Annotated in this window: 27 protein-coding genes and 1 tRNA gene; 19 read left to right on the top strand and 9 right to left on the bottom strand. The window is 65.7% G+C overall.

Annotated elements, in window-relative coordinates; all coding sequences use genetic code 11:
* Nucleotides 1–55: 55 nt before the first annotated feature.
* The 3 genes from pyrG to xerD are packed head-to-tail and all read left to right on the top strand — an operon-like array spanning nt 56 to nt 3515.
* Nucleotides 56–1825 carry a CTP synthase gene (gene pyrG / locus BMX78_RS17490; RefSeq protein ID WP_091422072.1) on the top strand — a complete coding sequence of 590 codons (1770 nt, stop codon included), beginning with the start codon at nt 56–58 and terminating at the stop codon, nt 1823–1825.
* A gap of 26 nt (nt 1826–1851) precedes the next feature.
* The gene (locus tag BMX78_RS17485; protein ID WP_091422069.1) at nt 1852–2511 is read left to right on the top strand and encodes an NUDIX domain-containing protein; all 660 of its coding nucleotides are present in this window, start codon (nt 1852–1854) and stop codon (nt 2509–2511) included.
* Entirely contained in the window at nt 2511–3515 is a 1005-nt protein-coding gene (xerD, locus tag BMX78_RS17480; RefSeq protein ID WP_170850860.1) for a site-specific tyrosine recombinase XerD, read from the top strand. Before BMX78_RS17485 ends, xerD begins: the two co-directional genes overlap by 1 nt.
* A 47-nt stretch (nt 3516–3562) precedes the next feature.
* Here xerD and BMX78_RS17475 read toward each other — a convergent pair whose 3' ends face one another.
* On the bottom strand, nt 3563–4252 hold the full coding sequence (locus BMX78_RS17475; RefSeq protein WP_286139105.1) for a hypothetical protein: 690 nt from the start codon (nt 4250–4252) through the stop codon (nt 3563–3565).
* 76 nt (nt 4253–4328) lie between these two features.
* Here BMX78_RS17475 and BMX78_RS17470 point away from each other — a divergent pair, with 76 nt between their 5' ends.
* Complete coding sequence (locus BMX78_RS17470; protein ID WP_091422066.1) at nt 4329–4811, top strand: 8-oxo-dGTP diphosphatase; 483 nt, start codon at nt 4329–4331, stop codon at nt 4809–4811.
* Nucleotides 4812–4929: 118 nt separating this feature from the next.
* Here BMX78_RS17470 and BMX78_RS17465 read toward each other — a convergent pair whose 3' ends face one another.
* The 6 genes from BMX78_RS17465 to BMX78_RS17440 all read right to left on the bottom strand — a co-directional run bounded on the left by BMX78_RS17465 (nt 4930) and on the right by BMX78_RS17440 (nt 11744).
* Nucleotides 4930–6069, bottom strand: a complete 1140-nt coding sequence (locus BMX78_RS17465) for a bifunctional 2-methylcitrate synthase/citrate synthase (protein ID WP_091422064.1) — start codon at nt 6067–6069, stop codon at nt 4930–4932.
* Between the two features lie 57 nt (nt 6070–6126).
* Nucleotides 6127–7029 (bottom strand): methylisocitrate lyase, encoded by a 903-nt coding sequence (gene prpB / locus BMX78_RS17460; protein ID WP_091422061.1) that lies wholly within the window; start codon nt 7027–7029, stop codon nt 6127–6129.
* A complete protein-coding gene (locus BMX78_RS17455; protein ID WP_091422058.1) occupies nt 7030–8550 on the bottom strand; it encodes an MmgE/PrpD family protein in 1521 nt (506 codons plus the stop codon). It abuts the gene before it with no gap.
* A 10-nt stretch (nt 8551–8560) separates the two neighbouring features.
* Entirely contained in the window at nt 8561–9202 is a 642-nt protein-coding gene (locus BMX78_RS17450) for a GntR family transcriptional regulator (protein WP_091422056.1), read from the bottom strand.
* A 197-nt stretch (nt 9203–9399) separates the two neighbouring features.
* On the bottom strand, nt 9400–10113 hold the full coding sequence (locus BMX78_RS17445; protein WP_091422053.1) for a response regulator: 714 nt from the start codon (nt 10111–10113) through the stop codon (nt 9400–9402).
* Nucleotides 10110–11744 (bottom strand): sensor histidine kinase, encoded by a 1635-nt coding sequence (locus BMX78_RS17440; RefSeq protein WP_091422050.1) that lies wholly within the window; start codon nt 11742–11744, stop codon nt 10110–10112. The genes BMX78_RS17445 and BMX78_RS17440 overlap by 4 nt, the downstream gene beginning before the upstream one ends.
* A 171-nt stretch (nt 11745–11915) precedes the next feature.
* Between BMX78_RS17440 and BMX78_RS17435 the strand changes: the two genes are divergently transcribed.
* The 10 genes from BMX78_RS17435 (at nt 11916) to BMX78_RS17390 (ending at nt 21541) form a co-directional block, all read left to right on the top strand.
* Complete coding sequence (locus tag BMX78_RS17435) at nt 11916–13262, top strand: cation:dicarboxylate symporter family transporter (protein WP_091422047.1); 1347 nt, start codon at nt 11916–11918, stop codon at nt 13260–13262.
* A 228-nt stretch (nt 13263–13490) separates the two neighbouring features.
* Nucleotides 13491–14390, top strand: coding sequence for a ParA family protein (locus tag BMX78_RS17430; RefSeq protein ID WP_091422093.1), 900 nt, complete (start codon nt 13491–13493; stop codon nt 14388–14390).
* A 7-nt stretch (nt 14391–14397) separates the two neighbouring features.
* Nucleotides 14398–15210, top strand: a complete 813-nt coding sequence (locus BMX78_RS17425; RefSeq protein ID WP_091422045.1) for a segregation and condensation protein A — start codon at nt 14398–14400, stop codon at nt 15208–15210.
* Entirely contained in the window at nt 15207–15869 is a 663-nt protein-coding gene (scpB, locus tag BMX78_RS17420) for an SMC-Scp complex subunit ScpB (protein WP_091422043.1), read from the top strand. Before BMX78_RS17425 ends, scpB begins: the two co-directional genes overlap by 4 nt.
* Nucleotides 15870–15982: 113 nt before the next feature.
* The gene (locus BMX78_RS17415; protein ID WP_091422039.1) at nt 15983–17191 is read left to right on the top strand and encodes a pseudouridine synthase; all 1209 of its coding nucleotides are present in this window, start codon (nt 15983–15985) and stop codon (nt 17189–17191) included.
* Between the two features lie 2 nt (nt 17192–17193).
* Complete coding sequence (locus BMX78_RS17410) at nt 17194–18303, top strand: prephenate dehydrogenase (RefSeq protein ID WP_091422036.1); 1110 nt, start codon at nt 17194–17196, stop codon at nt 18301–18303.
* Nucleotides 18303–19016, top strand: a complete 714-nt coding sequence (gene cmk, locus BMX78_RS17405) for a (d)CMP kinase (protein WP_091422034.1) — start codon at nt 18303–18305, stop codon at nt 19014–19016. Before BMX78_RS17410 ends, cmk begins: the two co-directional genes overlap by 1 nt.
* 58 nt (nt 19017–19074) lie before the next feature.
* Nucleotides 19075–19755 (top strand): lysophospholipid acyltransferase family protein, encoded by a 681-nt coding sequence (locus tag BMX78_RS17400; protein WP_170850863.1) that lies wholly within the window; start codon nt 19075–19077, stop codon nt 19753–19755.
* A 10-nt stretch (nt 19756–19765) separates the two neighbouring features.
* Nucleotides 19766–21316 carry a ribosome biogenesis GTPase Der gene (der, locus tag BMX78_RS17395; protein WP_091422031.1) on the top strand — a complete coding sequence of 517 codons (1551 nt, stop codon included), beginning with the start codon at nt 19766–19768 and terminating at the stop codon, nt 21314–21316.
* Nucleotides 21317–21464: 148 nt separating this feature from the next.
* A tRNA-Pro gene (locus tag BMX78_RS17390) sits at nt 21465–21541 on the top strand.
* A 167-nt stretch (nt 21542–21708) separates the two neighbouring features.
* Here BMX78_RS17390 and BMX78_RS17385 read toward each other — a convergent pair.
* A complete protein-coding gene (locus BMX78_RS17385; RefSeq protein WP_091422029.1) occupies nt 21709–22578 on the bottom strand; it encodes an Fpg/Nei family DNA glycosylase in 870 nt (289 codons plus the stop codon).
* A 163-nt stretch (nt 22579–22741) separates the two neighbouring features.
* Here BMX78_RS17385 and gcvH point away from each other — a divergent pair, with 163 nt between their 5' ends.
* The 5 genes from gcvH to BMX78_RS17360 all read left to right on the top strand — a co-directional run bounded on the left by gcvH (nt 22742) and on the right by BMX78_RS17360 (nt 25836).
* Nucleotides 22742–23128 carry a glycine cleavage system protein GcvH gene (gcvH, locus tag BMX78_RS17380; protein WP_091422027.1) on the top strand — a complete coding sequence of 129 codons (387 nt, stop codon included), beginning with the start codon at nt 22742–22744 and terminating at the stop codon, nt 23126–23128.
* A 158-nt stretch (nt 23129–23286) separates the two neighbouring features.
* Nucleotides 23287–23763 (top strand): FHA domain-containing protein, encoded by a 477-nt coding sequence (locus BMX78_RS17375; protein WP_091422025.1) that lies wholly within the window; start codon nt 23287–23289, stop codon nt 23761–23763.
* 23 nt (nt 23764–23786) lie between these two features.
* A complete protein-coding gene (gene ftsR, locus BMX78_RS17370) occupies nt 23787–24503 on the top strand; it encodes a transcriptional regulator FtsR (RefSeq protein WP_091422023.1) in 717 nt (238 codons plus the stop codon).
* Nucleotides 24503–25006, top strand: a complete 504-nt coding sequence (locus tag BMX78_RS17365) for a bifunctional nuclease family protein (protein WP_050055549.1) — start codon at nt 24503–24505, stop codon at nt 25004–25006. Before ftsR ends, BMX78_RS17365 begins: the two co-directional genes overlap by 1 nt.
* Nucleotides 25007–25242: 236 nt before the next feature.
* Complete coding sequence (locus BMX78_RS17360; protein ID WP_091422021.1) at nt 25243–25836, top strand: MerR family transcriptional regulator; 594 nt, start codon at nt 25243–25245, stop codon at nt 25834–25836.
* A gap of 60 nt (nt 25837–25896) precedes the next feature.
* Here BMX78_RS17360 and BMX78_RS17355 read toward each other — a convergent pair whose 3' ends face one another.
* Entirely contained in the window at nt 25897–26715 is an 819-nt protein-coding gene (locus BMX78_RS17355; protein ID WP_091422019.1) for a ParA family protein, read from the bottom strand.
* Nucleotides 26716–26819 lie beyond the last annotated feature (104 nt).

Raw genomic sequence — 26819 nt, 5'->3', positions numbered from 1 at the left:
AGCAGACTTGATCATTTGGGGAAACAGTTACCCGGACCCGTGGAAGGCTCATTTGATGATAGGCTCGAATTCCGTGGTGCAGCGATCAAATTCCCGTGTAAATTCCCGGTTCCCGGGCTCGTCCAAGACGACCAAACACATCTTCGTAACCGGTGGTGTGGCGTCCTCGCTCGGTAAGGGACTGACGGCATCGAGCCTCGGTCATCTGCTGCGGGCACGCGGCCTGTCTGTAACTATGCAGAAGCTCGATCCCTACCTCAATGTGGATCCGGGCACGATGAACCCCTTCCAGCACGGCGAAGTCTTCGTCACGGACGACGGCGCCGAGACGGACCTGGACATCGGACACTACGAGCGCTTCCTCGACGAAAACCTCGAAGGCTCGGCCAACGTGACCACCGGCCAGGTGTACTCCACGGTTATCGCGAAGGAACGCCGCGGCGAATACCTCGGCGACACCGTGCAGGTCATCCCGCACATCACCGATGAGATCAAGCGCCGCATGCGCCTGCCCGCCGAAGGCAAGAACGCCCCGGACGTCATCATCACCGAAATCGGCGGCACTGTTGGCGACATCGAATCCCAGCCGTTCCTCGAATCGGCCCGCCAGGTCCGCCAGGACATCGGCCGGACCAACGTCTTCTTCCTGCACGTCTCGCTGGTTCCGTACATCGGGCCGTCCCAGGAGCTGAAGACCAAGCCCACGCAGCACTCGGTCGCCGCACTGCGCTCCATCGGCATCCAGCCCGAAGCGATCGTCATCCGCTCGGACCGCGAAGTGCCCGAGGCGATGCGCGAAAAGATCGGCCGGATGTGCGACGTCGACATCGACGCCGTGGTCAATGCCGCCGATGCTCCCAGCATCTACGACATCCCCAAGACCCTGCACACCCAGGGCCTGGACTCCTACATCGTGCGCGCCCTGGACCTCCCCTTCAAGGATGTGGACTGGACCAGCTGGGACAAGCTCCTCGAAGCCGTCCACAACCCCAAGCACCACGTGGAAATAGCGCTCGTTGGCAAGTACATCGACCTGCCGGACGCCTACCTCTCGGTCACTGAGGCACTGCGCGCCGGCGGGTTCGCCAATGACACCAAGGTCAAGATCCGCTGGGTCCCCTCGGACGAATGCGAAACCCTCGAGGGCGCGATTAAGGCACTCGACGGCGTCAACGCCATCTGCGTCCCGGGCGGCTTCGGCATCCGCGGGCTCGAGGGCAAGCTGGGCGCGCTGAAGTTCGCCCGCGAAACCAAGCTGCCGGTCCTGGGCCTCTGCCTGGGGCTGCAGTGCATGGTCATCGAGTACGCCCGCAACGTGGTGGGGATGGAAGGCGCGTCCTCCAGCGAATTCGAGCCGGATTCCAAGTACCCCGTCATCGCCACCATGGAAGAGCAGCTGGAGTTTGTCGAGGGCCGTGGCGACCTGGGCGGCACCATGCGCCTGGGCCTGTACGAAGCCAAGCTCGACGCCGGTTCGGTCATCGCCGAAACCTACGGCAAGACCATAGTCAGCGAACGCCACCGCCACCGCTACGAGGTGAACAACAAGTACCGCGACCAGATTGCGGCCGAAGGGCTCGTCTTCTCGGGCACGTCTCCGGACGGCAAGCTTGTGGAGTTCGTTGAGCTGCCCGCCGAGGTCCACCCGTACTACGTGGCCACCCAGGCGCACCCCGAACTGAGCTCCCGCCCCACCCGGCCGCACCCGCTGTTTGCCGGCCTGGTGAAGGCAGCACTGGACCACCAGGAGGGCGCCGACACGGCCGCCGCCCCGGGTGCCGGCGCTGCCGAGGCCGCGCCGTCCGGTACGGTAGCCGCTAAGTAGTTCAGCACGACGTAAAGGACGGCGCGATGCCCGGTACACACGAAGCCACCCACGTAGTAAAGGTTTCGGATGCACCGAGCCCGCGCCGTCTTTTGTCTACCGAGAAGGTGTACGAAGGCAGGATCTGGGATGTAGTCAGCGACACCTTCCAGCTGCAGGACAGCGGCGAGGCACTCACCAGGGACTACATTGACCACCCCGGCGCCGTTGCCATCCTGCCCATGAACAGCGACGGCGAGATCCTCCTCCTCAAGCAGTACCGGCACCCCGTGGGCATGGATCTGTGGGAGATCCCGGCCGGGCTGCTGGACGTGGAGGGCGAGGAATTCCAGGTGGGCGCGGCCCGCGAACTCGCCGAAGAGGCGGACCTCGCCGCCGGCACCTGGAACGTCCTGGCCGACGTCTTCAATTCACCCGGTTCCTCCAGCGAGGCCATTCGAATCTACCTGGCCCGTGACCTCAACGAGGTTCCGCACCACGAGCGCCACGAGCGGACGGACGAGGAAGCCGAGATCGAGTTCCACTGGATCAACCTGGACGACGCTGTGGAGTCCGTGCTGGCCGGCCGCCTGCACAACCCGTCCGCCGTCGTCGGAATCCTTGCCGCCGCGGCTGCTCGCGCTGACGGATTTTCCGGACTCCGGCCGGCGGACGCGCCCTGGCCCGAGCACCCCAGCCAGCGCTGATGGCCCCTGGTCCTTCGGCTGAAACAGCCCTCCCGGCTGGGGAGGCGGAGACCCGGCCGGCAGCGGCCCCCACCGCCATTAACCGCGCCATCACCGACTACCTCCAGCACATGGGCGTGGAGCGGGGTTTGGCCGCCAATACCCTCGCGGCGTACCGCAGGGACCTGGCCCGCTACTCGAGGTACCTTGCCGCCGCAGGCTGCGGCCGGCCGGAGGACATTACGCGCCATCACGTCACCGGATATGTGCGTGCTTTATCGGACGGGTCCGACGGCGGTACCGCCCTGGGCGTGCGGTCCGCGGCCAGGACCGTGGTGGCCGTGCGGGGCCTGCACAAGTTCTGGGCCCTGGAAGGATTCACACCCACCGACCCCGCCAGCGACGTCCACCCGCCAATGCCCGGGAAGCGGCTCCCGAAGGCCATCAGCGTGGACGAAGTCACCCGGATCCTGGAAGCGGCCGGCACCGATACCGCCACAGGCCTGCGGGACCGCGCCCTGCTGGAGTTCCTCTACTCCACCGGTGCCCGGATCAGCGAAGCCGTTGGCCTGGACCTGGATGACATCTCCCTCCAAGAGGCGGAAAGCGGACCGGCCATCGTGCGGCTCTTCGGCAAGGGATCCAAGGAGCGGCTGGTGCCGCTGGGGTCCTACGGAGCCAGGGCCCTGGACGCCTACCTCGTCCGCGGCCGCCCCCTGCTGGCGGCCAAAGGCAAGGGCACACCGGCGTTGTTCCTGAACGCGCGCGGTGGCCGGATCAGCCGGCAGAGTGCGTGGACCATCCTGAAGGCCGCCGCCGAGAAGGCCAACATCACCAAGGACGTCTCACCGCACACACTCCGGCACTCCTTCGCCACGCACCTGCTCGAAGGCGGCGCGGACGTCCGGGTGGTCCAGGAACTGCTGGGCCACGCCTCAGTAACCACCACCCAGGTGTACACACTGGTCACCGCAGACACACTGCGGGAAATCTACGCGGCGGCACACCCCCGGGCGCTGGGCTGACGCAGCTCAGGGACCGCGATGTCCTTGTTGTACAGCGCTTCAAGCACCTAGAGCAGCGCTTCGATGGTCAGTTCCACCGGGCCCAGCAGGAAAGCCAACAGGGAGGTGCCCATGCCTGCCAGCAACATCAGACCCGGATGCGCCAAACCAATCACAACCCGGCGCAGGCGTGGGCGGCCACGGAGGAACGATTTCGGTACCCGCGAAAACATGGGGACCTGCCGCCAGCCGCGCAGCCGCCGCAGGAACCAGGCGCAGCGGCCAACAAACGCCAGCCATAGAACGGCCACTACCAGCGGGACCAGGGCTGCCATCAGGTTGAAACCCAGGGCGGTCACTTCGCGCTCTGAATCACCCGCCAGGGCCTGGATGGTGGTGGAGATGGACGCACTGAGCACTACCGAGATGGCCCACACCATAAATGCGGCAACCAGCGCCAGGAAACGCACGAAGAACAGGCCCAGCACCGATTCCCGGGCGGGTTTCACCTGCTGACGGGGAGTCACGTGGAGCACGGCGAGGGTGCTGAGCAGCGAGGGCAGTGCCCCCGCGGCCACCAGCAGATACCAAGTCCAGCCGGCCAGGTCCACGAATTCGTCCACCACGATCAGCAGTGTCCAGAAACAGGCCCACGCCCAGCCCCAGTACAAGGGATTGCGCACCAGCCACTCCGGCAGGCGGGCGTCAACGGCCGAGATGCGGGCCGGCCGTATCCCGTGGGCAGTTTCGGGAGTCACAGGTAGAGCTTGGCATATTCCGACGCCCCCTGGCGCTTCCTCGCGGACAACTCCGGGACCCCATAGGCTTGAGCGCATGACTGCAGCACGGGTTACTCTCTGTTTCCTGCTCCGCGACGGGGATTCGGGCCCGGAGGTGCTGCTGGGACTCAAACGGACCGGGTTTGGCCTTGGCAAGGTGGTGGGCATCGGGGGGCACGTGGAACCCGGCGAGACTGACGCCGAAGCCGTGGTCCGCGAGGTCCTGGAGGAAACCGGCGTGGTGGTGCGGCAGGAAGACCTCGCAGACGCGGGCGTGGTGCAGTTCGTCTTCCCCGCCCGTCCCGCCTGGGACATGCACACGCGCCTCTTCACTGCCCGGACCTGGCAGGGTGAACCGGCGGAAAGCGACGAGATCCTCCCCGGGTGGTTCCCCGTGGATACCCTCCCTGTGGACCGGATGTGGCAGGACGCCGATCACTGGCTGCCCGTGGTCCTGGAAGGCGGCAGGGTCAACATCGTGGTCACCATGGACAGCGACAACGAAGGTGTTGCGTCCTCGGAAAGCCTCCTGCCTTAAGCCTCCTGCCCTGACCCTCCTGCCCCAAGCCGCCGTCTCCCGACCGTTAAGTGCCGACGGCGGGCTGGTCACCTCAAGGTGACCCGCGCCGCCGTCGTACTTCCAGTGAAAGCCCGCCCTACGGAAGGTGCCGCTCCTCCGGGCCGACGTACTCGCTCAGCGGGCGGATCAGGGAGTTGGCGTCCAACTGCTCCATGATGTGTGCTGTCCACCCGGTAATGCGGCTGGCCACAAACAGGGGAGTAAACGTTGCTGTGTCGAATCCCATGAGGTGGTAAGTGGGGCCGGCGGGGTAGTCGAGGTTGGGCTTGATGGCTTTGGCCTCTTCCATGGCCTGCTCCAGGCCGTTGTAGAGGCCCAGGAGTTCGGGGCGGCCGTAGTGGGCGATCATCTTGTCCAGGGCGGCCTTCATGGTGGGCACCCGCGAGTCGCCGTGCTTGTAGACCCGGTGGCCGAACCCCATCACTTTCTTCTTCTGCGCCAGCGCGTTTTCCATCCAGGCCTTGGCCCGGGCCGCCGCTTCCTCAAGGGACTCCTGCGGGCGGATGCCGATCTCGTCGAACGTGTGCATCACGGCTTCGTTCGCACCGCCGTGCAGCGGCCCTTTCAAGGCACCAATGGCACCGGTGACCGCCGAATGGAGATCCGAGAGGGTGGAAGTGATGACGCGGGCGGTGAACGTGGAGGCGTTAAAGGAGTGCTCGGCATAGAGGATCATTGACACGTTGAACGCCTCCACCACCTCCGGCACCTGTTCCTCGCCGAACGTCATCCACAGGAAGTTCGCCGAATAGCCAAGGTCCTCACGAGGCTCGACGACGCCCTGCCCGTGCCGGCGCCGCTGGTCGTACGCCACGACGGCCGGCATGGCAGCAAACAGGTCGATGGCTTTGGTCATGTTGGCTTCGCGGGACGCATCCTCGGCCAGGGCGTGCCGCGCGCCCATCACCGACGCCGCCGTCCGGCACACATCCATGGGGTGGGACGTCTCCGGCAGCGCATCGATCACCTGCTTGACCACCGGATCCAGGGCCCGCCCGGCCCGCTCGCGTGCAGTAAACTCCGTCAGTTGCTCCTGGCTGGGCAGCTCGCCGTTCCAGAGCAGGTAGGCCACCTCCTCGAAGCTGCACCTGGCCGCGAGCTCCTGGACAGGATAGCCCCTGTACAGCAGGGAGTTGGTGTCCGGGTTGACCTTCGAGACGGACGTGTAATCCACCACGACGCCGTCCAGGCCCTTTTTGATGTCCACTTCAGCCATGCTGAAACTCCTTCGTTCCTGTCGCCTGTTGCACCAGCGGTACCCGGTGCAGCTTTCCTACTCCCCGGGGACCCGGAAATTGAACACTCCGCTGTCGAAGCGGTTGTAGCCTTCGTAGTCAACGAGATCGTAGAGGCGTGCGCGGGTCAGCATGCTGCCGACCTGCGCCTCCTGCGTGCCCTCAGCCCTAATCGATTCCAGCGTACGCTCGGCAGCGCCCATGGCACTACGGAGAAGGGTCACCGGATATATCACCATGTTCACTCCGACGCCCTGGAGCTGTTCGGTGGTGAAGAGGTCGCTTTTGCCGAATTCGGTCATGTTGGCCAGGATGGGCACGTCCACGGCGTCGCGGATCGCCTTGAATTCTTCCAATGTGGCCATGGCTTCGGGGAAGATGGCGTCTGCCCCGGCGTCCACGAGTGCACGTGCCCGGTCCTGTGCTGCTTGGAGTCCTTCCACGGCGCGGATGTCGGTGCGGGCCATGATGAGGAAGTTGGGGTCGCGGCGGGCGTCTGCGGCGGCGCGGATGCGTTTGGTGGCGGTGTCGAGGTCCACGACGTTTTTGCCGTCGAGGTGGCCGCAGCGTTTGGGGTTGAACTGGTCCTCGATGTGCAGGCCGGCCAGGCCGGCGTTTTCGATTTCCTGGACGGTGCGGGCGACGTTCATGGGTTCGCCGAAGCCGGTGTCGGCGTCCACGATCGCGGGGAGGTCCGTCATGCGGGCGATCTGCCCGGCCCTGGTGGCCACCTCCGTGAGGGTGGTCAGTCCGATGTCCGGCAGGCCGAGGTCGTTGGCCAGGACCGCCCCGGAGATGTAGACCCCGGCGAAACCTTTCTCCTCGATCAGCCGGGCCGAGAGCGGGTTGAACGCCCCGGGGAACTGGGCGATGGTCCCGGAGGCGAGGAGCTCGCGGAACCGGATGCGCTTCTGTTCGGGGGTGACTTTGGAGTAGAGCATCTAGAACAGTCCCTTGGGTGCGGCGTCCAGGTCGATGACCCCGGGGGCGGCGGTGATGTTCAGCTGGTCCAGCTCACCGGGGCCGAGTTCGGCGAGGCGTTCGACGGCGGCAAGGAACCGTTCAATTTCGGCCTCCTCCACGAGGCCGGCGGCCAGGGTGCGGAACTTGTGGATGTACTGCTCCCGGCCGAATGGGCGGGCGCCGAGCGGGTGCGCGTCGGCGACGGCGATCTCGTCCTTGATGACGGTGCCGTCGGTAAGTGTGATCTCCACGGACCCGCCGAAGGCCTTCTCCGAAATGTCCAGGGAGTGGTAGCGGCGGGTCCATTCCGGGTCTTCCTCGGTGGACACCTTTTGCCACAGGTCCACCGTATCCGGCCGGGCGGCGCGTTCGGGGGAGTAGGAGTCCACGTGGTGCCAGGCCCCGTCCTGCAACGCGACGGTGAAGATGTAGGGGATGGAGTGGTCCAGCGTTTCCCGCGATGCGGTGGGGTCGTATTTCTGGGGGTCGTTGGCGCCGGAGCCGATGACGTAGTGGGTGTGGTGGCTGGTTTTGATCAGCACGGATTTCACGTTGGCCGGGTCGGTGGCCTCGGGGTGTTCGCGGTGGAGTTTGCGGGCGAGGTCGATCCAGGCCTGGGCCTGGTACTCGGCGGAGTGTTCCTTCGTGTAGGTGTCCAGAATGGCGCGCTTGGCCTCCCCGGGAGTGGGGAGCGGGACCTGGTAGGACGCCTCCGGGCCGTCCAGCATCCAGGCGATCACCCCGTCCTCGCCTTCATAGATCGGCACGGGCGAGGTCTGCCCGCGCATAGCCCGGTCGGCGGCTTCCACGGCCATCTTCCCGGCAAAGGCGGGGGCGTGGGCCTTCCAGGTGGAGATCTCGCCCTTGCGGGACTGGCGCGTGGCGGTGGTGGTGTGCAGCGCCTGGCCCACGGACTGGAAGATCGTCTCGACGTCGAGGCCCAGGAGGGTGCCGATGCCGGCCGCGGCGGACGGGCCGAGGTGGGCGACGTGATCGATCTTGTGCTTGTGCAGGCAGATCGCCTTGACCAGGTTCACCTGAATCTCATACCCGGTGGCAATTCCCCGGATCAGATCCCGGCCACTGGAACCCACATGCTGGGCCACGGCCAGGATCGGCGGGATGTTGTCGCCCGGGTGGGAGTAGTCCGCAGCGAGGAAGGTGTCGTGGTAGTCCAGTTCCCGCACTGCCACCCCGTTGGCCCAGGCCGCCCATTCGGGGGAGACCCGTTCGCCGATGCCGAAGACCTTGGCACCCTTCCCGCCCGTGCTCGGACCATGGGCCAGTGCCTGGGCGCGGGCCGCCACGATCGGCGCCCGGTTCAGCGAGGCAATGGCAACCGAAGCGTTGTCGATGATCCGGTTGATCACCATCTCCGTCACGTCGCCGGTGACCTCCACCGGGTCGGCGGCAACCGTGGCGATCTTGTGGGCCAGCTGGTCCTCGCGGGGCAGGTTCTCTTCGCTCTTGTAGACGCGGACGTGGTGTTCCTTGACCATGGGGCTCCTTCTAGCGGGGTGTGTGGGTTGCTTTGATGTGGGACAGGCTGCGGTGCAGATGCAGGGTGGTGGCCGCCTGCGCCAGTCCCGGGTTGCCGATGGCGATGGCCTCGGCGATGGCGGCATGTTCGGCTGCTGCAGCGGTCAGCCGGGCGGCATCGTCGGCAGCCATGCGGCGGATGCGGACCAGGTGGACCCGGAGGCTCCGCATCGCCTGGGCAAGGTAGGAATTGGAGATGGCGGTGTCAAGGGCCGAGTCCAGCCGTTCCACGAGCAGGTAGTAGTCCTCCAAAGCGGGTGCGCTGTTGCTGATCAGCGAAGGCGCCGCCCGGAAATCCGCCTCAAGTGTCCGGAAGGTACCGGCATCGCCCCGTTGCGCCGCCAGCGCCGCAGCCTTGCCTTCGAGCGTCTCGCGCAGTTCGAACAGTTCGTCGATATCCTCCAGCGAGATGTCGGTGACGACGACGCCGCGGCCGCCTGCCGCCGTCGTCAGCCCTTCTGCCGCCAGGCGGCCCAGCGCCTCCCGGAGTGGAGTGCGTGAGACGCCGAGCCGCTCCGCCTGTTCCACCTCGGCCAGCAAAGTGCCCGGCTGGAGCCGCCACTGGACGATGTCATCGCGGAGTGCGGTGTAGGCGCGGTCGCTGGCTCGCACTGGTTGTCCCTTCGTTGATACCGTCAGTGTATACAAGGAAAGCTAAAAAAGCAGCGTTAGGCGAATATTTAGATGAAAAAAGCCCTGGCTGTATACATGCTCCGAAGGTGGGATTTCGACAGGCTCAATCACCGGTCGCTGACAGGCTCAATCAGCGGGCGCGGCCAGACCCAATCACCGCACCGCGGCAGGCGCAATCATCGTGCTGCCCACCGGTATTCGTTTTCCGGCCGGCCCGGAGTGCCGTAACGGGCAGTCCTGGACACCGTTCCGGCGTCCGCAAGGTACTCCAGGTAGCGGCGGGCGGTGACGCGGGACATGCCCAGGGCGTCCATGACTTCCGTGGCGGATACGGCACCCTGCTGCTCCTTCATAAACTCCTGGACGGACGCCAGGGTTGACACCGAAAGCCCCTTCGGCAAGGGCAGTTCGGAGGGCGCCCGCAGGCTGGCGAACGCCTGGTCCACGTCCGTCTGGGAAGCTCCTGCCTTTCCGGAACCCCCAGGCGGGCCTGCCAGCTGCTGCCGGAACTGGCGGTAGCTCTCCAGCTTGTCCGCGAAGGTGGCGTAGGTGAACGGCTTGATCAAATACTGGACAACGCCAATGGCCACGGCGCTTCGCACGATGGCCAGTTCGCGGACGGCGGTGATGGCGATGATGTCGGCGAGGATCCCGGACGCCCGCATGCGGCGGGCGATGTCCAGGCCGTGGAGGTCAGGAAGGTTCATGTCCAGCAGGACAAGCTCCACCGGGTTGCCGGCCGCGACGAACTCGTTGAGCAGCCGCAGGGCGGAATGTCCGTCCGGGGCAGTGCCGGCCAGCTCGAAGCCCGCCAGCCGCCCCACGTAGGCCGCGTGTGCGGCGGCCGCGATAGCCTCATCCTCCACCACGAGGACCCGGATGTTGCTCACGCTTTGTGCTCCTTCTTTGCCGGCGCCGCGGCGGGGAGGAAAACTTCGAACTTGGCACCACGCCGGCCATTGATTGTCAGGGTACCCCCCAGGCGGTGCACAGCCTGGCGGACCAGCGCCAGGCCGATGCCCCGTCCGCCCTGGCCGGCGGGCTTGGTGCTGAAGCCATGCCGTAGCAGATTGTCTGCGGCAGCAGGCTCGATGGCGGGGCCTGAATCGTGCACGGTGATGTCCAGGCCTTCCTCATCGGCCTCCACCGTCAGTTCCACCTGCCGGGGGGCCGGTCCGTCGGCCGCTGCATCCATGGCATTGTCCAGCAGGTTGCCAAGAATGGTTACCAGGTCCTGCACGGCAATCCCCGCCACGCTCGCCGAGCCAAGCGCGGACACGTCCAGCTGTACGCCCCGTTCGTGCGCCTCGGCCACTTTGCCCATCACCAGGGCACCAAGCACCGGCTCGTCCACCGAACTGACCATGTCATCTGTGAGCTGCTGGCTGAGTTCGAGGTCCTTCGTTGCGAAGGACAGGGCCTCCTGGGTGCGCCCCAGCTCCAGCAGCGAAACCATGGTGTGCAGCCGGTTTGCGTGTTCGTGGGTCTGCGCGCGGAGTGCGTCAGAGAGCGTGCGCATGGTTTCCAGCTCGCTGCCGAGGGCTTCAATTTCCGTCCTGTCCCGCAGGGTGGCCACAGTCCCGTAGACAGGGGTCTTGCCGCGGCTGGCGGACACCTCGGGCCCCTTTGCCGGTCCCTGGTTCACCACCAGGATGCGTGAGCCGGTCAGGACAGTCTCGTCCTTGGCGCTGCGGCCCGACGCGAACAGTGTCCGGAGCCCTTCATCAAGGGGCAGCTCGGACAGTGACGGCGGCCGGGTGGGGTCCTTGCTGCCGGGACTGTCCAGGCCCAGCAGTTCGGCCGCCTGGTCGTTATACATCACCACGTGGCCCTTGGTGTCGATCAGGATCAGTCCCTCCCGCACCGAATGCAGCACCGACTCGTAGTAGGCGAACAGCTGGGCCAACTGTTCAGGTCCCCAGCCCCGCGTGACCCGACGGAGGTACCGGCCCAGCAGCCACGAGGCCAGCGAGCCGCCCACCAGCAGGGCCAGTCCGATGGCCACCAGGGCGGGCAGCCGGCCGGACAGGGCAACATCCACGCTCCGGACCGTGACGCCCGCGGCCACCAGTGCTTTCACGTTCCCGGCCGCATCCTTCACCGGCGCTATGGTGCGCACCGAGGGCCCCAGCGTTCCGGCGGTAACTTCGGTGAATGTCTCGCCACGCAGTGCGGCGTCGATGGACCCGATGTAGGGCCGGCCGAGTTCCTCGTTCCGGGGATGCGTCCACCGCGTCCGGTCCGGGGCCATAATCGTCACGAAGTCGGCACCCGATCCGGCCATCACGTTGAGGGCGTAGGGCTGCAGCAGAGCCGAGGGGTTGGCGGTGTCCGCGGCCTGGAGGACCAGGGGGTTGGCGGCGACCGCCGCAGCAACACCGGTCATCCGGCGCCCGGCTTCCTCATACGTGCGGTCCCGGGCATCGATAAACGTGGCGGTGCCAACGATCGCGATGAACGACACCACAATCAGCAGGTTCGCCACGAAGAGCCGGCGGGCGATACTCCAGCGGTGGATCATTCGTACCTTTCCCCAACCGATTAACTTCGCCCCGGCCGAACTGCGTCACGACCAATATGAACGCAACGGTGAGCTGGGTCACCACCTGCCCAATGATGGATATCACACCGGAGGACGTGGGCCCAGAGACTGTGCCGCAGCGTCTACCAGATTATCCAAAGGAGACACATCATGGCTTCTCAACGAGGAGAGTCGCTTGACAGCGTGAAGACGCCGCGCAAGGGCCTGGACAAATCGCATTACCTCTATATCGCCGTCATCGTCGCCGTGATCCTGGGCGCCGTCGTCGGCCTGCTGTTCCCTGAGGTGGGCAAATCCCTCAAGCCGCTCGGCGACGGATTCATCAAGCTCATCAAGATGATGATCGCCCCCATCATCTTCTGCACCATCGTCCTGGGCATCGGTTCCATCGCAAAGGCCGCCACGGTGGGCAAGGTAGGCGGCCTGGCCCTGCTCTACTTCGTCATCATGTCCACCTTCGCCCTGGCCATCGGCCTGGTGGTGGGCAACATCATCCACCCCGGTGAGGGCCTCAAGCTGACCCCTTACGATCCCAACAAGAAGGCCGCCACGGACAGCACCGTGGACTTCCTGCTCGGCATCATCCCCAGTGACATACCCGTCCTGCCCACCCTCCTTGCTGCCATCCTCGTCGGTTTTGCACTGCAGAAGATGGGACCGCAGGGCGCACCGATCCTGAAGGCCATCGGCCACGGCCAGGCCCTCGTGTTCCGCATCCTCATCATGATCATGTGGCTCGCCCCGGTAGGTGCCTTCGGTGCCATCGCCGCGGTGGTCGGCGCCACCGGATTCCAGGCCATCATCAGCATGTTCACCCTGATGCTTGCCTTCTACATCACCTGCGCCCTGTTCATCGTGGTCATCCTCGGCGGCCTGCTCCAGGTGGTATCCGGCGTCAACATCTTCAAGCTCATGAAGTACCTGGCCCGCGAATACCTGCTCATCTTCTCCACGTCCTCCTCTGAGGCGGCACTGCCCCGCCTGATCGCGAAGATGGAACACCTCGGCGTCTCCAAGCCCGTCGTCGGCGTGACGGTCCCCACCGGCTACTCCTTCAACCTTGACGGCACGGCCATCTACCTGACCATGGCATCCCTCTTCGTTGCCAATGCCATGGGCACCCCGCTGGACCTGGGCGCCCAGATCTCCCTCCTGATCTTTATGATCATCGCCTCCAAGGGTGCTGCCGGCGTCACCGGTGCCGGCCTGGCAACACTCGCTGCCGGCCTGCAGGCACACAAGCCCGAACTGCTCGGCGGCGTGGGCATGATTGTGGGCATCGACCGGTTCATGTCCGAGGCCCGCGCCCTGACCAACTTCACCGGCAACGCCGTGGCAACCATCCTGATCGGCACCTGGGTCAAGGAGATCGACGGCGGCCAGGTCGGCCGGGTCCTCTCAGGCCAAGAGCCGTTTGACGAGGCAACCATGATGGCCCACCACCATGGCGAGATGGCACCGAAGGAAGAAGGTGCACGGGAGGCCGCGAAGGCCTAGCCCTCCGCAGCTGTCGCAAAACCGCCCCCGCAGCACTCCTGTGGGGGCGGTTTTCTGCGTGCCCGGGCAGCAACCTTCTACCTCAGCTAGAGGGTAAAGGCTCAACATCCGCGGAAAGTCAAGTTGCCTCGAATACCGTGTCGGGCGCTGTAACCTTGGGAAGAAGCAGGAGCGTTGCTGGCCATCCAGCGGCAGGAAATCACCGTCATCGAAAGTGTGGATAGATACGTGAGCAGCGAACAGGGTTCAGCAACTCTGGAGGGCACGGAATTCGACCTGGAAGACGCGGTGATGGGGCCCACCGGGCGCCCATACCGCGAGTTCCCGGAACCCGCGCCGCTGTCCTCCCACGGTCCGGCCCGCGTCATCGCCATGGTTAACCAAAAAGGCGGCGTCGGCAAGACCACCTCCACCATCAACCTCGCGGCAGCGCTGGCTGAATACGGCCGTCGTGTGCTCCTGGTGGACTTCGATCCCCAGGGCGCCCTGTCCGCCGGCCTTGGCGTGAACCCGCACGAACTGGACCTCACGGTCTACAACGTCCTGATGGACCGCAAAGTAAACATCCGGGACGCCATCCACCGGACCGGCGTGGAGAACGTCGACCTGCTGCCGGCAAACATCGACCTCTCGGCAGCCGAAGTGCAGCTGGTCAACGAGGTGGCACGCGAGCAGGTGCTGGACCGTGCCCTCAAGAAGGTCGAAGACGACTACGACGTCGTCCTCATCGACTGCCAGCCGTCGCTCGGACTCCTCACCGTCAACGCCCTCACGGCAGCGCATGGCGTCATCATCCCGCTGATCTGCGAGTTTTTTGCCCTCCGTGCCGTGGCGCTGCTGGTGGAAACCATCGACAAAGTCCAGGACCGGCTCAACCCCCGCCTGCAGGTGGACGGCGTGCTGGCCACCATGTACGACGCCCGCACGCTGCACAGCCGCGAAGTGATCGCCCGCCTGGTGGAAGCCTTCGGGGACAAGGTCTTCGAAACCGTCATCAAACGCTCCATCAAGTTCGCCGATGCCACCGTGGCCGCCGAACCCATCACGATCTACGCCGCCACCCATGTGGGGGCCGACGCCTACCGCAGGCTGGCCAAGGAACTGATTTCGCGCGGCGGCGCACCCTAGCCACGCCGTGGCCGAAACCAAGCCCGGCTTTGAGGTGCGGCTGGCCAACTTCACGGGTCCGTTCGACCTCCTCCTGGGTCTGATTGCCAAACACCAGCTGGACATCACCGAGGTGGCCATCGCCACCGTGACCGACGAGTTCATCAAGTACATCCGGAACCTGCAGAAGCTGGGCGAAGAGTGGGCCCTCGACGAGGCCAGCGAATTCCTGGTGATCGCGGCGACGCTCCTGGACCTCAAAGCTGCCCGGCTCCTGCCTGCCGGCGAGGTGGACAACGACGAAGACATTGCGCTGCTGGAAGCCAGGGATCTGCTCTTCGCCCGCCTGCTGCAGTACAAAGCCTTCAAGCAGGTGGCCGGCATCCTTGGCGAAACCCTCCACCAGGAAGCCCAGCGCTTTCCCCGGCAGGTGGCGCTGGAAGGACACTTCGCCGCGATGCTCCCCGAACTGGTCTGGAAACACACGCCCGGGCAGTTCGCCCGTTTGGCGGAGGCGGCCATGCGGCCGAAGGCTCCACCGCCCACGGAAGTGGGGCTGGCCCACCTTCACGGCGGTACCGTCAGCGTCAAGGAGCAGGCTGAAATCGTCGGGCTGCGCCTGCAGCTCGAGTCGCCACTGACGTTCCCGGCCCTGATTGCCGACGCCGACTCCACCCTGGTGGTGGTGGCCAGGTTCCTTGCCCTCCTGGAACTGTTCAGGGACAAGGCGGTGTCCTTCGACCAGCTGTCGCCCTTGGGAGACCTTGCCGTGCACTGGACGGCCGGGAGCGGCGACTGGTCCGCGGAAAACCTGAGCGAGGAATTTGAGGAGCAATTGTGACCCAACAACCAACCAATGGCGCAGCCCAGGGGGAGCCGGACGTCAACAGCCTTCCCGGCGGCGCCAAAGCGGCCCTCGAGGCCGTGCTGATGGTCATCGACGAGCCCGCCACAGAAGAGGAGCTGGCCGCGGGACTGGAGCTGACCGTTGATGCGGTGAGCGCCCTGCTGGCTGAACTCCAGCGGGAGTATAGCGGCTATACTGTTAACGCCCCGGATATGGATTCAGCCAGCCCAGCTGGTTTCGGCTCCAGCCCCCGGGGTTTTGAATTGCGGAAAGTCGCCGGTGGCTGGCGGATCTACTCCCGTGCTGAATTCGCCCACATCGTGGGCAAATACGTGCTGGAGGGGCAGACGGCCAGGCTCACCCAGGCCGCCCTGGAAACGCTCGCAGTGATCGCCTACCGCCAGCCGGTCTCCAGGGCCAGGGTGTCCGCAATCAGGGGAGTTAATGTCGACTCCGTCGTACGGACACTCGCCCAGCGCGGGCTGATCGAGGACACGGGAACGGATCCCGAGTCCGGCGCCATCCTCTACCGGACTACGTCGTACTTCCTGGAACGGATGGGAATCAGTTCAGTTGCCGAGCTGCCGCAGCTGTCCCCGCACCTCCCGGGGCTGGACGGGATCGCGGAGTTTTACGACGCCGAAATAACGTAGGCAGGGACCATCCCTGGCTGCAGCACGAGTATTTACAAGGGCAGATTATTTCTGCACGGCTGGTTAGGGTTGTCTGTGGACACCTTGCCGGTCAACATATCGAAGGACGGGTCATGACACAGGCGGGACGCCAGGGTTCACCACGTAACAGTTCGGGACGCAACAGCTCCGGACACAACAACACACCGGGACGCAACAGCTCCCAAGGCGGCGCTTCAGCCGGCGGCTTCCGCGGCGGTTCAGCCAAGCGCGGCACCGGATTCGGCAGCGACCGCCCGCACCGCGCACCCAAGCCGCGCGAGGAGCGCTTCATCGATCCGGATCAGGCGCCGGACGCCCGGACAGGCGGGGGAGCCCCGGAACCAAGGGCTGCCAAGCCTTCTTCCCGGAAGCCGGCCGCGCGCAAGCCCGGAGCCAAGAAGGCGCCCGGAACGCCCGGCGCACCCAAGCAGAAGCCACGGACCGGCGCCCCCGGGGCAGCCGCCTCACGCGCCTTCGGCAGCGAACGCTTCGGCCAGAACCTCGGGCCGATCCGCAAGCCGTCACGCAAGAAAGGCCCGCGCGGCGACGTTCCCCAGTCCGAACTCCACGATGCCGACGGCGTGCGCCTGCAAAAAGTGATGGCGTCCGCCGGTGTGGCCTCGCGGCGCGTCTGCGAAGAGATGATTGCGGAAGGCCGGGTGGAAGTGGACGGCCAGGTGGTCACCGAACTCGGTGTCCGCGTCGATCCGAAAACCGCCGTCATCCACGTGGACGGCATCCGGATCCAGCTGGACGAAAACATGGTCTACATGGTGTTCAACAAGCCCAAGGGCGTCGTCTCCACCATGGAGGACCCCGAGGGCCGGCCCTGCATCAGTGACTTCCTCCGGAACCAGCACGGCGAACGGCTCTTCCACGTGGGCCGGCTGGACGTCGCCACCGAGGGGCTGCTCCTGCTGACGAACGACGGCGAGCTGGCCAACCGCCTGACCCACCCGTCCTACGAGGTTCCCAAGACGTACCTGGTCCAGGTCCGCGGCCCGTTCCCGCAGGGGATCGGTAGCCAGCTTAAGCAGGGTGTGGAACTGGAGGACGGTTTTGCGAACGTCGACTCCTTCAAGCTCGTGGACTCCACCCCCGGGCACGTGCTGATCGAGGTAGTGCTGCACTCCGGCAAGAACCGGATCGTCCGCCGCCTGTTCGACGCCGTCGGATTCCCGGTCCTGCGGCTGGTCCGCGTCAAGGTGGGACCCATCGGCCTGGGCGACCAGCGCCAGGGCAGCATCCGCAACCTTGGCAAGCAGGAAGTCGGCCACCTGCTGGCATCCGTAGGACTCTGACCATGTCCGCTTTCCAGAGCCAGGGCCGCGGGCACCTGGACGGTCCGGTGGTGGTCCTGGGCACAGGGCTGCTGGGGACGAGCATCGGTCTGGGCCTTCGCGGCCGCGGGGTCCCGGTGTACCTCTCCGATCCCTCGCCCACCAACGAGGCGGTTGCGGTGGACATCGGGGCGGGGCAGCCTCTGGCTGCGTTGGCAGGTCAGACGCCGCAGCTGGTGGTGGTTGCCGCCCCGCCGGATGTCACGGCTGATGTTGTGGCGAAGGCGCTGGCTGATTACCCCGGATCCGTGGTGGTGGATATTGCCAGCGTCAAGGCGGGAATCCTCTCGGCCCTGCGCAGCCGCGGCGTGGACCTGTCGCGCTACGTGGGCACCCATCCCATGGCCGGACGGGAGAAATCCGGCCCGGTAGCCGCCCGCGGGGAGCTCTTCACCTCGATGCCGTGGGTGGTGTGCCCGTCTGAAGAGACTTCAGGTGCCGCGCTCCAGGTGGCCCGCTCGCTGGCCGCCGACCTCGGAGCAGTCGTCTCCCAGTTCACGGCCGACGAGCACGATGAAGCCGTCGCGCTGGTCTCGCACCTGCCCCAGGTGATGTCCTCGCTTTTGGCCAGCCGGCTTCAGGGTACGCCGCTGCACGCGCTCTCCCTTGCGGGAAACGGCCTGCGGGACGTTACCCGCATTGCTGCCAGCGATCCCACCCTCTGGGTGCAGATCCTCGGCGGCAATGCGGCGAAGGTGGTCGAGATCCTTTACGGCGTGCGCGAGGACCTCAACCGGCTGATCGGAACGCTGGAACAGCCGGCGGCTCCAGGTGCCCGCCTGGACCTCGCGCAGCTGATCAGCGAAGGCAATGCCGGACAGGCCCGGATTCCGGGCAAGCACGGCGGGCCTCCGCAGGCGTACTCCTGGCTGACCGTCCTGGTGGACGACAAGCCGGGACAGATCGCGCAGCTCCTGACCGAGATTGGTGAGATCGGCGTCAACGTTGAGGACTTGCGGCTGGACCATTCGTCCGGACAGAACGTGGGCATGGTGGAATTGTCAGTGTTGCCCAACAAGCATGACCACCTGATCGAAGCTTTAAACGACCGCGGATGGCGGGTACTTCAGTAATGACACAGGAACTTCTTGACACCCTGCCGGCGCTCCGCGTCGGCAGGCCGCTGGTGGTTGCCATCGACGGGCCGTCCGGCTCGGGCAAGTCCAGCGTCAGCAAGGAAGTGGCCCGCAGGCTCCGCCTCGCCTACCTCGATACCGGTGCGATGTACCGTGCACTCACCTGGCACTGCGTCACCCACGGCATTGACCTCGACGACGCCGCTTCCGTGGAGCAGGCCTCCCGCGACCTGGTCCTGGACCTGAGCACCAGCCCGAACGAGGAGTACGTCCGGGTTGACGGCGTGGACGTCACCGACGCCATCCGGGAACCCGCCATCTCTTCGGCAGTCAGCGCCGTGGCCACCACCCTTGGTGCCAGGACGGAGCTCATCCGGCGGCAGCGGGCCCTGATTGAAAAGCACCACCGCCGCATGGTGGTGGAAGGCAGGGACATCACCACCGTCGTCGCGCCCGGCGCAGAGGTGCGGATGCTGCTCACAGCCAGCGAGGAAGCCCGGCTTCGCCGCCGCGGCATCCAGCTTGGCGGAACGCAGGACGCCGAACAGCTGGCCGCGCAGGTGACCCACCGCGACGCCAAGGACTCCACCGTGGTCAACTTCACGCAGGCAGCCTCGGGCGTGGTCACCCTGGACTCCTCGGACCTCGACTTCGACCAGACAGTTGCCGCAGCCCTGGTGATCGTGACCAAGGTCCTGAACCGTGACTGACCCGGCCAACAACCAGCCGGGCATGGGCGGCGGGCCGGAGATTCCGGCCGGCTGGACCATGACATGGAGCAGGCCCGTGGGCTGGATCCTGGACCACCTCGTGTACCGGACGTCCGTCACAGGGCGGGACAACGTCCCCACCGGCGGGCCGGTGATTTTTGCCGCCAACCACATCAGCTTCCTGGACGGCCCGGTCATGTTCGGCGCCTCCCCGCGGCCCATGCACATCCTGGTGAAACAGGAAATGTTCAATGGCTTCCTGGGCCGGGTCCTCACCGCCTCCGGGCAGCTGCCGGTGGACCGTTCGGGAGACCGGGCCGCGTTGCAGCGCTGCAGGAAAGTGCTCGACGCCGGCCGTTGCGTCGGGATACTTCCTGAGGGTACGCGTGGGAGCGGGGCCGCGGAAGACATCAATAACGGCGTTGCCTGGCTGGCGCTGAACTCCGGCGCCCCGGTGGTGCCGGTCGCGATCCTCGGTACCCGCACAGGCGACGAACACCTCGATTCCGTACCACGGCCGGGCAGGCGGTTCCACGTCCGCTTCGGCAATGCGCTGACGCTGACCCGCCGGGCCGGCGAAAGCGGCCGTGCTTCAATGGACAGGGCGGCGCTGGAGATCCGCGCCGCACTGTCAGGGCATGTGCAGGATTCCATCCAGCTCACCGGGCAGCCACTGCCGGCGGCCGGCAATTCACAAAGACTTCAAGCAGTAGCCGGGACGCCGGCAGATGACCACTAAGGACAGTGCAATGAGCGACACCACCCAGACCTCCAGCCACCCAGGCGCCGGCGACGACGAATACACTCCGGCAGGCACCGACCAGGTTGCCGAGCGGCTGGCGGCAATTGACGACGACGAAGCCGAGCTTCGTGCGGCGTCCCTCCGGGCAGGCCTTGAGGACTACGACCTCGACGAGGACGATGCCGCGCTCCTCAGCGGCGACTTCGGCGACGAGGACTACGACGGCCCCGTCAAGCTGGATCCCGTCCTGGCCATCATTGGACGGCCCAACGTGGGCAAGTCCACCCTGGTGAACCGCATCCTGGGCCGCCGCGAAGCAGTAGTTGAAGACACCCCCGGCGTCACCCGCGACCGCGTGATGTACTCCGCCCACTGGAACGGCCGCAACTTCACCCTCGTGGACACCGGCGGCTGGGAGCACGACGCCCGCGGCATCCACGCCCGGGTGGCTGAGCAGGCCGAGATGGCCGTGGAGCTCGCAGACGCCGTCCTTTTCGTCGTCGACTCCGCCGTGGGCGCCACCGCCACCGACGAAGGCGTCATGAAGATGCTGCGCCGCAGCAAGAAGCCCGTCATCATGGTGGCCAACAAGGTAGACGACTTTGCGCAGGAAGCGGACTCCGCTGCCCTCTGGGGCCTCGGCTTCGGCGAGCCCTACCCGGTGTCCGCCCTGCACGGCCGCGGCGTGGCCGACCTCCTGGACCATGTGATGGACGTGCTGCCCGAGTTCTCCACCATTGAGGGCCTGGAACGCTCCGGCGGCCCCCGCCGCATTGCCCTGATCGGCCGCCCCAACGTGGGCAAGTCCTCGCTGCTGAACAAGCTTGCCGGCACCGAGCGCGTGGTGGTGGACAACACCGCCGGAACCACCCGTGACCCCGTGGACGAATTCATCGAGCTCGGTGGCCGGACCTGGCGCTTCGTGGACACGGCAGGCATCCGCCGCCGCCAGCACATGGCGCAGGGCGCGGACTTCTACGCCTCCCTGCGGACACAGTCCGCGCTCGAAAAGGCGGAGGTCGCCGTCGTGCTCCTCGCCGTGGACGAGGTCCTCAGCGAACAGGACGTGCGGATCCTGCAGCTCGCCATTGAATCGGGCCGCGCCCTGGTGCTGGCGTTCAACAAATGGGACCTGCTCGACGACGAACGCCGGCGCTACCTCGAGCGTGAAATCGAACAGGACCTGGCCCACGTGAACTGGGCTCCCCGGGTCAATATCTCGGCGAAAACCGGATGGCACAAGGACCGGCTGGTTCCCGCCCTGGACGTGGCGCTGGAAAGCTGGGACAAGCGCATCGCCACTGGCCGCCTGAACGCCTTCCTGGGCGAGCTCGTGGCGGCCCACCCGCACCCGGTCCGTGGCGGCAAGCAGCCGCGCATCCTTTTCGGCACCCAGGCCTCCAGCCGGCCGCCGAAGTTCGTGCTGTTCACCACCGGTTTCCTGGATCCCGGCTACCGCCGCTTTATCACCCGCCGGCTGCGGGAAACCTTTGGCTTCGAGGGCACGCCCATCGAGGTCAGCATGCGCGTGCGGGAAAAGCGGGGCAAGAAGCGTTAATTGCGACACACCTGGCTGGGAATCGGTGGAAAGTGTCACTGGCACCCTCCGGGATCGTGTAAGCTCTTCTAGGTGGTTCGGCCGGACTGCTGGTGGAAATCCCCGGGTCAGCCCGCGGATGAAGCGCAGCGGAGAACGGCGGAACTAACGGGCTGTAGCGCAGCTTGGTAGCGCACTTGACTGGGGGTCAAGGGGTCGCAGGTTCAAATCCTGTCAGCCCGACCAAAAAAGTGGAAGCACCGGAGAGATCCGGTGCTTCCACTTTTTTGTTGCCGTTTTTGGCCGCTAACCCCTGGCCCGCCGCCCCTGGCTTCGCACCCTCTTCCGGACACAACACCCGGGCGTTCGCGGTGGTTTTGTCCGGAAGCGGGTGCCTTCCGGGGAGCCCGCCGCTACTTAAGGAATTTCGAGGTCCTGCGGTCGGCCAGGATCTTGCCCTTCGTCTGGCAGGTGGGGCAGTACTGCAGCGCCGTATCAGCGAAGGACACCTCCCTGACGGTATCCCCGCAGACAGGACACGGCTGGCCGGTCCGGGCATGGACGCGCATGTGGCTGCGCTTGACGTCCTTCAGGTCCTTGGGCGGCTTGCCGCGTGCCTCGGCCAGGGCAGTGCCCAGGATGCTGTGGATGGAGTCGTAGAGGACCTGGACCGTCCCGCGGTCCAGCGACTTAGCGGTGGCAAAGGGTGAAATCCGCGCCGCGTGCAGAATCTCGTCACTGTAGGCGTTGCCGATGCCGGCGATCACGCTCTGGCTCCTCAGGAGCCCCTTGATCTGCTGCGAACTGCCGGCGAGGATCTCCGCCAGCATGTCGGCGTCGAACGCCTCGGTAAACGGATCCGGTCCCAGCGTGGCGATGCCCGGAACCTCCTGCGGATCCCGCACCACGTAGACGGCCAGGCTCTTCTTCGTTCCAGCCTCGGTGAGGTCGATGCCGCGCGCACCATCGGAGCCCTTGAAAGTGAAGCGGGCAGCGATGTGTCCCTTGCCCATCCGCAGTTGCGCATCCGTGGGGGAATCAGTGAACCGGACCCAGCCGGCCCGGGCCAAATGGAACACCAGGGAGATTCCGCCGGTGTCGATGCTGACGAATTTGCCAAAGCGGCGCACCCCGGTCACGGTCCTGCCCTCAAGGGCGTTGAACGGCGGATCAGCTGTCTTGAGTACCGCGAAGGAAACGATCTGCACTTTGGTCACGGACGTTCCCTGCAGATGATCGTCAAGAAATTCGGCCAGGCCGGCCACCTCGGGAAGTTCGGGCATCGCTTACCCTGCGGCTTCCCCGGGTCCGGAAACAGTGCGTGCGGTCATGGGTCCCATCTTGTCAGAATCCTCCGCGAACGCCCCGGCACTTGTGCCTATACTTTCAGCGGCGGCCTGTTTGGGCCCCGTTGACATTGGTGTTCGACCCGATGAAAGGCCCCTGATGAGCAACATTCCCGAAGACCTGTCCTACACCGCCGAACATGAGTGGGTCTCTGCCCCCAACGCCGACGGCGTGGTACGGGTGGGCATCACCGACTTCGCCCAGGACGCACTAGGGGACGTTGTGTACGCCCAAATGCCCGAAGTTGGCACAAAGGTTACGGCGAACGAAGTAGTGGGCGAGGTTGAATCCACCAAGAGTGTCAGCGACATCTACGCGCCGGTCAGCGGCGAGATAGTTGCCCGCAACGATTCCCTGGACACCGATTCGGCCCTGATCAACACCGATCCCTACGGCGACGGCTGGCTCATTGAAGTCAAACTGGCCGAACCGGACGCCGTCGAGTCATTGCTCAGTGCATCCGAGTACGAACAACAGGTAGGCTGAAACCTAACCGGTTCATCCGGTTCGGCCGGACGTGAAGTCGGAACGTCTTCGCACGTCAGCGGCCGGATCGGAAGCCGGTTCCGGACCTGCAGGGCAGGTGCGGAGGGTAAAAAGTTCAATGCCGGCGTGAGCGCCGCATAGTCGATGAGGAGGAGTCCATGGCTGGCCACACACACAACCCTGCCGATGGGGAATACGGCAATGGTGCGGCTAGGGCGTCGGAGACCACCTCGATCCACCTCACCCCGGTGACCGATGAACCCACCATCGCACCCAAGCTGTCATCAGATGAGCGCAGCTCCGTCGAGGCACTGCCGGCGGGGTCCGCACTCCTCGTTGCGCACAGCGGCCCGAATGCCGGTGCCCGTTTCCTGCTGGATTCTGACGTCACCACCGCCGGCCGCCACCCTGATGCCGACATCTTCCTCGACGACGTCACCGTTTCCCGCCGCCATGTGGAATTCCGGCGCACTGCGCGGAGCTTCGAAGTGGTGGACAAGAACAGCCTGAACGGTACCTACGTCAACCACGACCGCGTTGACAGTGTGGAGCTCAAGTCCGGCAGCGAGGTCCAGATCGGCAAGTTCCGCCTCACCTTCTACCTGAGCCCTGCCAGCGCTGCAGGCCGCGGCTGATCCGGGGACCGCTGCCTGTGGCAATGGCACAACCGGAACGCCGGGGACCGCAGGTCCTGAACATCGGCGAAGTCCTCGCCCAGCTCAGCGGCGACTTCCCGGGCATGACCGCGTCGAAAATCCGGTTCCTTGAGGAGAAGGGGCTGATCAACCCGCGGCGCACTCCTGCCGGATACCGCCAGTATTCCGACGGCGATGTGGAGCGCCTGCGCTTTGTCCTGGCTTTGCAGCGGGACCAGTACCTGCCCCTGAAAGTCATCAAGGACTACCTTGACGCCATCGACAGGGGAGAACGCCCGGAAAACCTGCCGCCCGGCGTCGTGGTTTCGCCGCGGGTTGTGTCCGATGAACTGGCAGCGGAACTGCAGAGCCGCGGACGCAAGCTCAGCGAGGAACAGTTGCGGACGGAGTCCGGCGCCAGCGTCCCGCTGCTGCAGGCCCTGCTGAGCTTCGGCCTGATCAGCCACTCCAACGGACAATTCGACGAGCACGCCCTCCAGGTGGCCCGGGCGTGCGTGCAGCTGGAAAGCCATGGGCTTGAGCCGCGCCACCTCCGTCCCTTCCAGGCAGCAGCCGAACGGGAGTTCGGGCTGGTGGAACGTGCAGTGGCGCCCCTTGCCTCGCGCAAGGACGCCGCGTCCCAGGCGCGCGCGGCGGAGGCGGCCCGCGAAATCAGCGACCTTTGCCTCACCCTGCACCGGGCCTTGGTGCAGGACCACATCTCACGCATGGACATCTGATGATTGAAGTCGAGATCGTAGGGGTTCGGATCGAACTGCCTTCCAACCAGCCACTGGTCCTCCTGCGGGAGATGCACGGCGAACGCCACGTTCCCATCTGGATCGGCACCCCGGAAGCAAGCGCCATCGCCCTGGCCCAGCAGGGCGTGGTTCCGCCCCGGCCCATGACGCACGACCTCCTCGTGGACGTTGTTGAATCGCTCGGCCATTCCGTGGTCAGCGTCAACATCGTTGCCGTGGAGGACAACATCTTCTACGGCCAGCTCCAGTTCGAGAACGGCACCACCGTCAGCTCGCGGGCGTCCGACGCACTCGCCATCGCCCTTCGTGCCAAATGCCGCATCTGGTGCGCAGACTCCGTCATGGACGAAGCCGGCGTCAGGATCACGGAGCACGATGAGGGGGAGGACGCGGAACCCGGTCCCTCCGTTGACGAGGAACGCGAACTGCGCCGCTTCCGCGAGTTCCTGGACGACGTGGAACCCGAGGATTTCGACGGCTAAGGTCACATTAAGGTTAAAGTTGAGGATGAAAGTTTCGACACGCCTCTTTCAACCGGCCAACGTCTTTGACCTTGGGTCCCTGCAGGCCTAACGTCAAAGTATCAAGTTCCCATTGCTTACGGCAGCCGCGCAAGTCACACTGGAAGGTGCGCCCCGCGGAAATTACAGGCATGGTCTTCGTACCTGTTCCTGCCGTTGCAGTTGTTCACGGGGGGCTTATGACAAGGAGGATCCAGGTGAGTCCCAAAGGCGAAGCAGGCGGGCTGAAGCAGCCCACGGCTGGTATTGCTATGCCCGCGAGCGGTGCCCAGGGCCTCCTGTTCACCGAAGACCTTCCCGTTCTGGACGAGGACGCCGGATACCGCGGCCCCACCGCCTGCAAGGCTGCAGGCATCACCTACCGCCAGCTGGACTACTGGGCGCGCACCGGGCTGGTTGAACCCGCTGTCCGCGGTGCCGCCGGCTCGGGGTCCCAGCGCCTGTACGGCTTCCGCGACATCCTGGTGCTGAAGGTGGTCAAACGACTGCTCGATACCGGTGTCTCACTGCAGCAGATCCGCACCGCCGTAGAGCACCTGCGTGAGCGTGGTGTGGAGGACCTCGCCCAGATCACCCTGATGAGCGACGGCGCCAGCGTCTACGAGTGCACCTCGGCGGACGAGGTGATCGACCTCGTGCAGGGCGGCCAGGGCGTGTTCGGCATCGCGGTTGGGCGTGTCTGGCGCGAAGTGGAAGGCAGCCTGGCATCGCTCCCGAGTGAGCACGCGGCCGAACAGTCCTTTCCGGACGACGAATTGAGCAAGCGGCGGGCCGCCCGCAAGATCAGTTGACAGTTTAAACGGCAGAAGCCGCCCTCCCCTGGAGGGCGGCTTCTGCCGTTTAACTCGCTTTTACCTGGCGCGGCTGCGCAGGCCGCTTCCTACTGTCATCAGGTTTGCCAGCAGCTCGTCAAACAGTGCGGCGGCGGACTTGGCGGAGTCTCCCGGCCAGTGGTGTACGGGGTGCGCTGCGCCCTGGATTTGCTGCCAGTTGGCCTGCTCGGGGATCCTGGGGCTCAACAGGAGCTCACCGAACATCGACTCCATCTCGGCCAGCCGGTAGCTGTGCTCCGAAGAGCCAGACCGCACGCGGTTGGCGATGATGCCGGCCGGAGAAAGGTTGGGCGCGAACTCCTGCCGGAAAAGCTGGATGGCCCGCATGGTCCGCTCAGTGCCGGCCACCGAGAACAACCCAGGCTCGGCCACGAGGGCCACCTTGTCGCTGGCAGACCAGGCCATGCGTGTGAGGCCGTTGAGCGACGGCGGGCAGTCGATCAGGACCAGCTGGTAATCCTCGGCTCCGGCCAGCACCGACGACAGCCGGCGAAGGTCGCGGCGGCTGAGGTCGGGGCGGTCGTAGATTCCCGTGTAGGCAGAGCCGACGGCGACGTCCAGGACTGCGGGGCCCGAACCGTTGGACTGGGCCAGCCCCGCCCAGCTGCTGCCCGCAACGTTCTCTGCGAGCTTGGCGCGGCGGGGGTTCTTGAGCATCCTGCCAATATCCAGCTGGTCGCCCGGCTGGACGCCCAAGGCGGTGGTCGCGTCTGCATGGGGATCAAGGTCCACCACCAGTGTGCGGACACCTGCGGCAAGTGCGGCGGACGCCAATCCTGTGGTCACGGAAGTCTTGCCGACTCCACCCTTGAGGCTGCTGATGCTGACTACTTGCACTTGAGAGACCAAAACCTAACGCCGGATGCCGTGTTGGGGGTAATGTTTGCTCCGGCAGCGCCGAAGCCGGACGGTCCTGCCGCCCTACTCATCATATGTGGATG

This window comes from Arthrobacter sp. OV608, from assembly GCA_900110595.1.
Taxonomy (GTDB): Bacteria; Actinomycetota; Actinomycetes; order Actinomycetales; family Micrococcaceae; genus Arthrobacter.
This window is presented reverse-complemented; position numbering and strand designations above follow the sequence as displayed.

Bases quoted from the DNA above. Each gene is read 5' to 3' on its own strand.
- gcvH (WP_091422027.1), top strand. From the start codon at position 22,742: ATGAGCAACATTCCCGAAGACCTGTCCTACACCGCCGAACATGAGTGG.
- BMX78_RS17410 (WP_091422036.1), top strand. From the start codon at position 17,194: ATGTCCGCTTTCCAGAGCCAGGGCCGCGGGCACCTGGACGGTCCGGTG.
- BMX78_RS17440 (WP_091422050.1), bottom strand. From the start codon at position 11,744: ATGATCCACCGCTGGAGTATCGCCCGCCGGCTCTTCGTGGCGAACCTG.
- BMX78_RS17375 (WP_091422025.1), top strand. From the start codon at position 23,287: ATGGCTGGCCACACACACAACCCTGCCGATGGGGAATACGGCAATGGT.
- BMX78_RS17435 (WP_091422047.1), top strand. From the start codon at position 11,916: ATGGCTTCTCAACGAGGAGAGTCGCTTGACAGCGTGAAGACGCCGCGC.
- der (WP_091422031.1), top strand. From the start codon at position 19,766: ATGAGCGACACCACCCAGACCTCCAGCCACCCAGGCGCCGGCGACGAC.
- BMX78_RS17485 (WP_091422069.1), top strand. From the start codon at position 1,852: ATGCCCGGTACACACGAAGCCACCCACGTAGTAAAGGTTTCGGATGCA.
- BMX78_RS17470 (WP_091422066.1), top strand. From the start codon at position 4,329: ATGACTGCAGCACGGGTTACTCTCTGTTTCCTGCTCCGCGACGGGGAT.
- ftsR (WP_091422023.1), top strand. From the start codon at position 23,787: ATGGCACAACCGGAACGCCGGGGACCGCAGGTCCTGAACATCGGCGAA.
- BMX78_RS17455 (WP_091422058.1), bottom strand. From the start codon at position 8,550: ATGGTCAAGGAACACCACGTCCGCGTCTACAAGAGCGAAGAGAACCTG.
- xerD (WP_170850860.1), top strand. From the start codon at position 2,511: ATGGCCCCTGGTCCTTCGGCTGAAACAGCCCTCCCGGCTGGGGAGGCG.
- BMX78_RS17385 (WP_091422029.1), bottom strand. From the start codon at position 22,578: ATGCCCGAACTTCCCGAGGTGGCCGGCCTGGCCGAATTTCTTGACGAT.
- BMX78_RS17365 (WP_050055549.1), top strand. From the start codon at position 24,503: ATGATTGAAGTCGAGATCGTAGGGGTTCGGATCGAACTGCCTTCCAAC.
- BMX78_RS17400 (WP_170850863.1), top strand. From the start codon at position 19,075: ATGACATGGAGCAGGCCCGTGGGCTGGATCCTGGACCACCTCGTGTAC.
- BMX78_RS17415 (WP_091422039.1), top strand. From the start codon at position 15,983: ATGACACAGGCGGGACGCCAGGGTTCACCACGTAACAGTTCGGGACGC.
- cmk (WP_091422034.1), top strand. From the start codon at position 18,303: ATGACACAGGAACTTCTTGACACCCTGCCGGCGCTCCGCGTCGGCAGG.
- pyrG (WP_091422072.1), top strand. From the start codon at position 56: ATGATAGGCTCGAATTCCGTGGTGCAGCGATCAAATTCCCGTGTAAAT.
- prpB (WP_091422061.1), bottom strand. From the start codon at position 7,029: ATGCTCTACTCCAAAGTCACCCCCGAACAGAAGCGCATCCGGTTCCGC.
- BMX78_RS17465 (WP_091422064.1), bottom strand. From the start codon at position 6,069: ATGGCTGAAGTGGACATCAAAAAGGGCCTGGACGGCGTCGTGGTGGAT.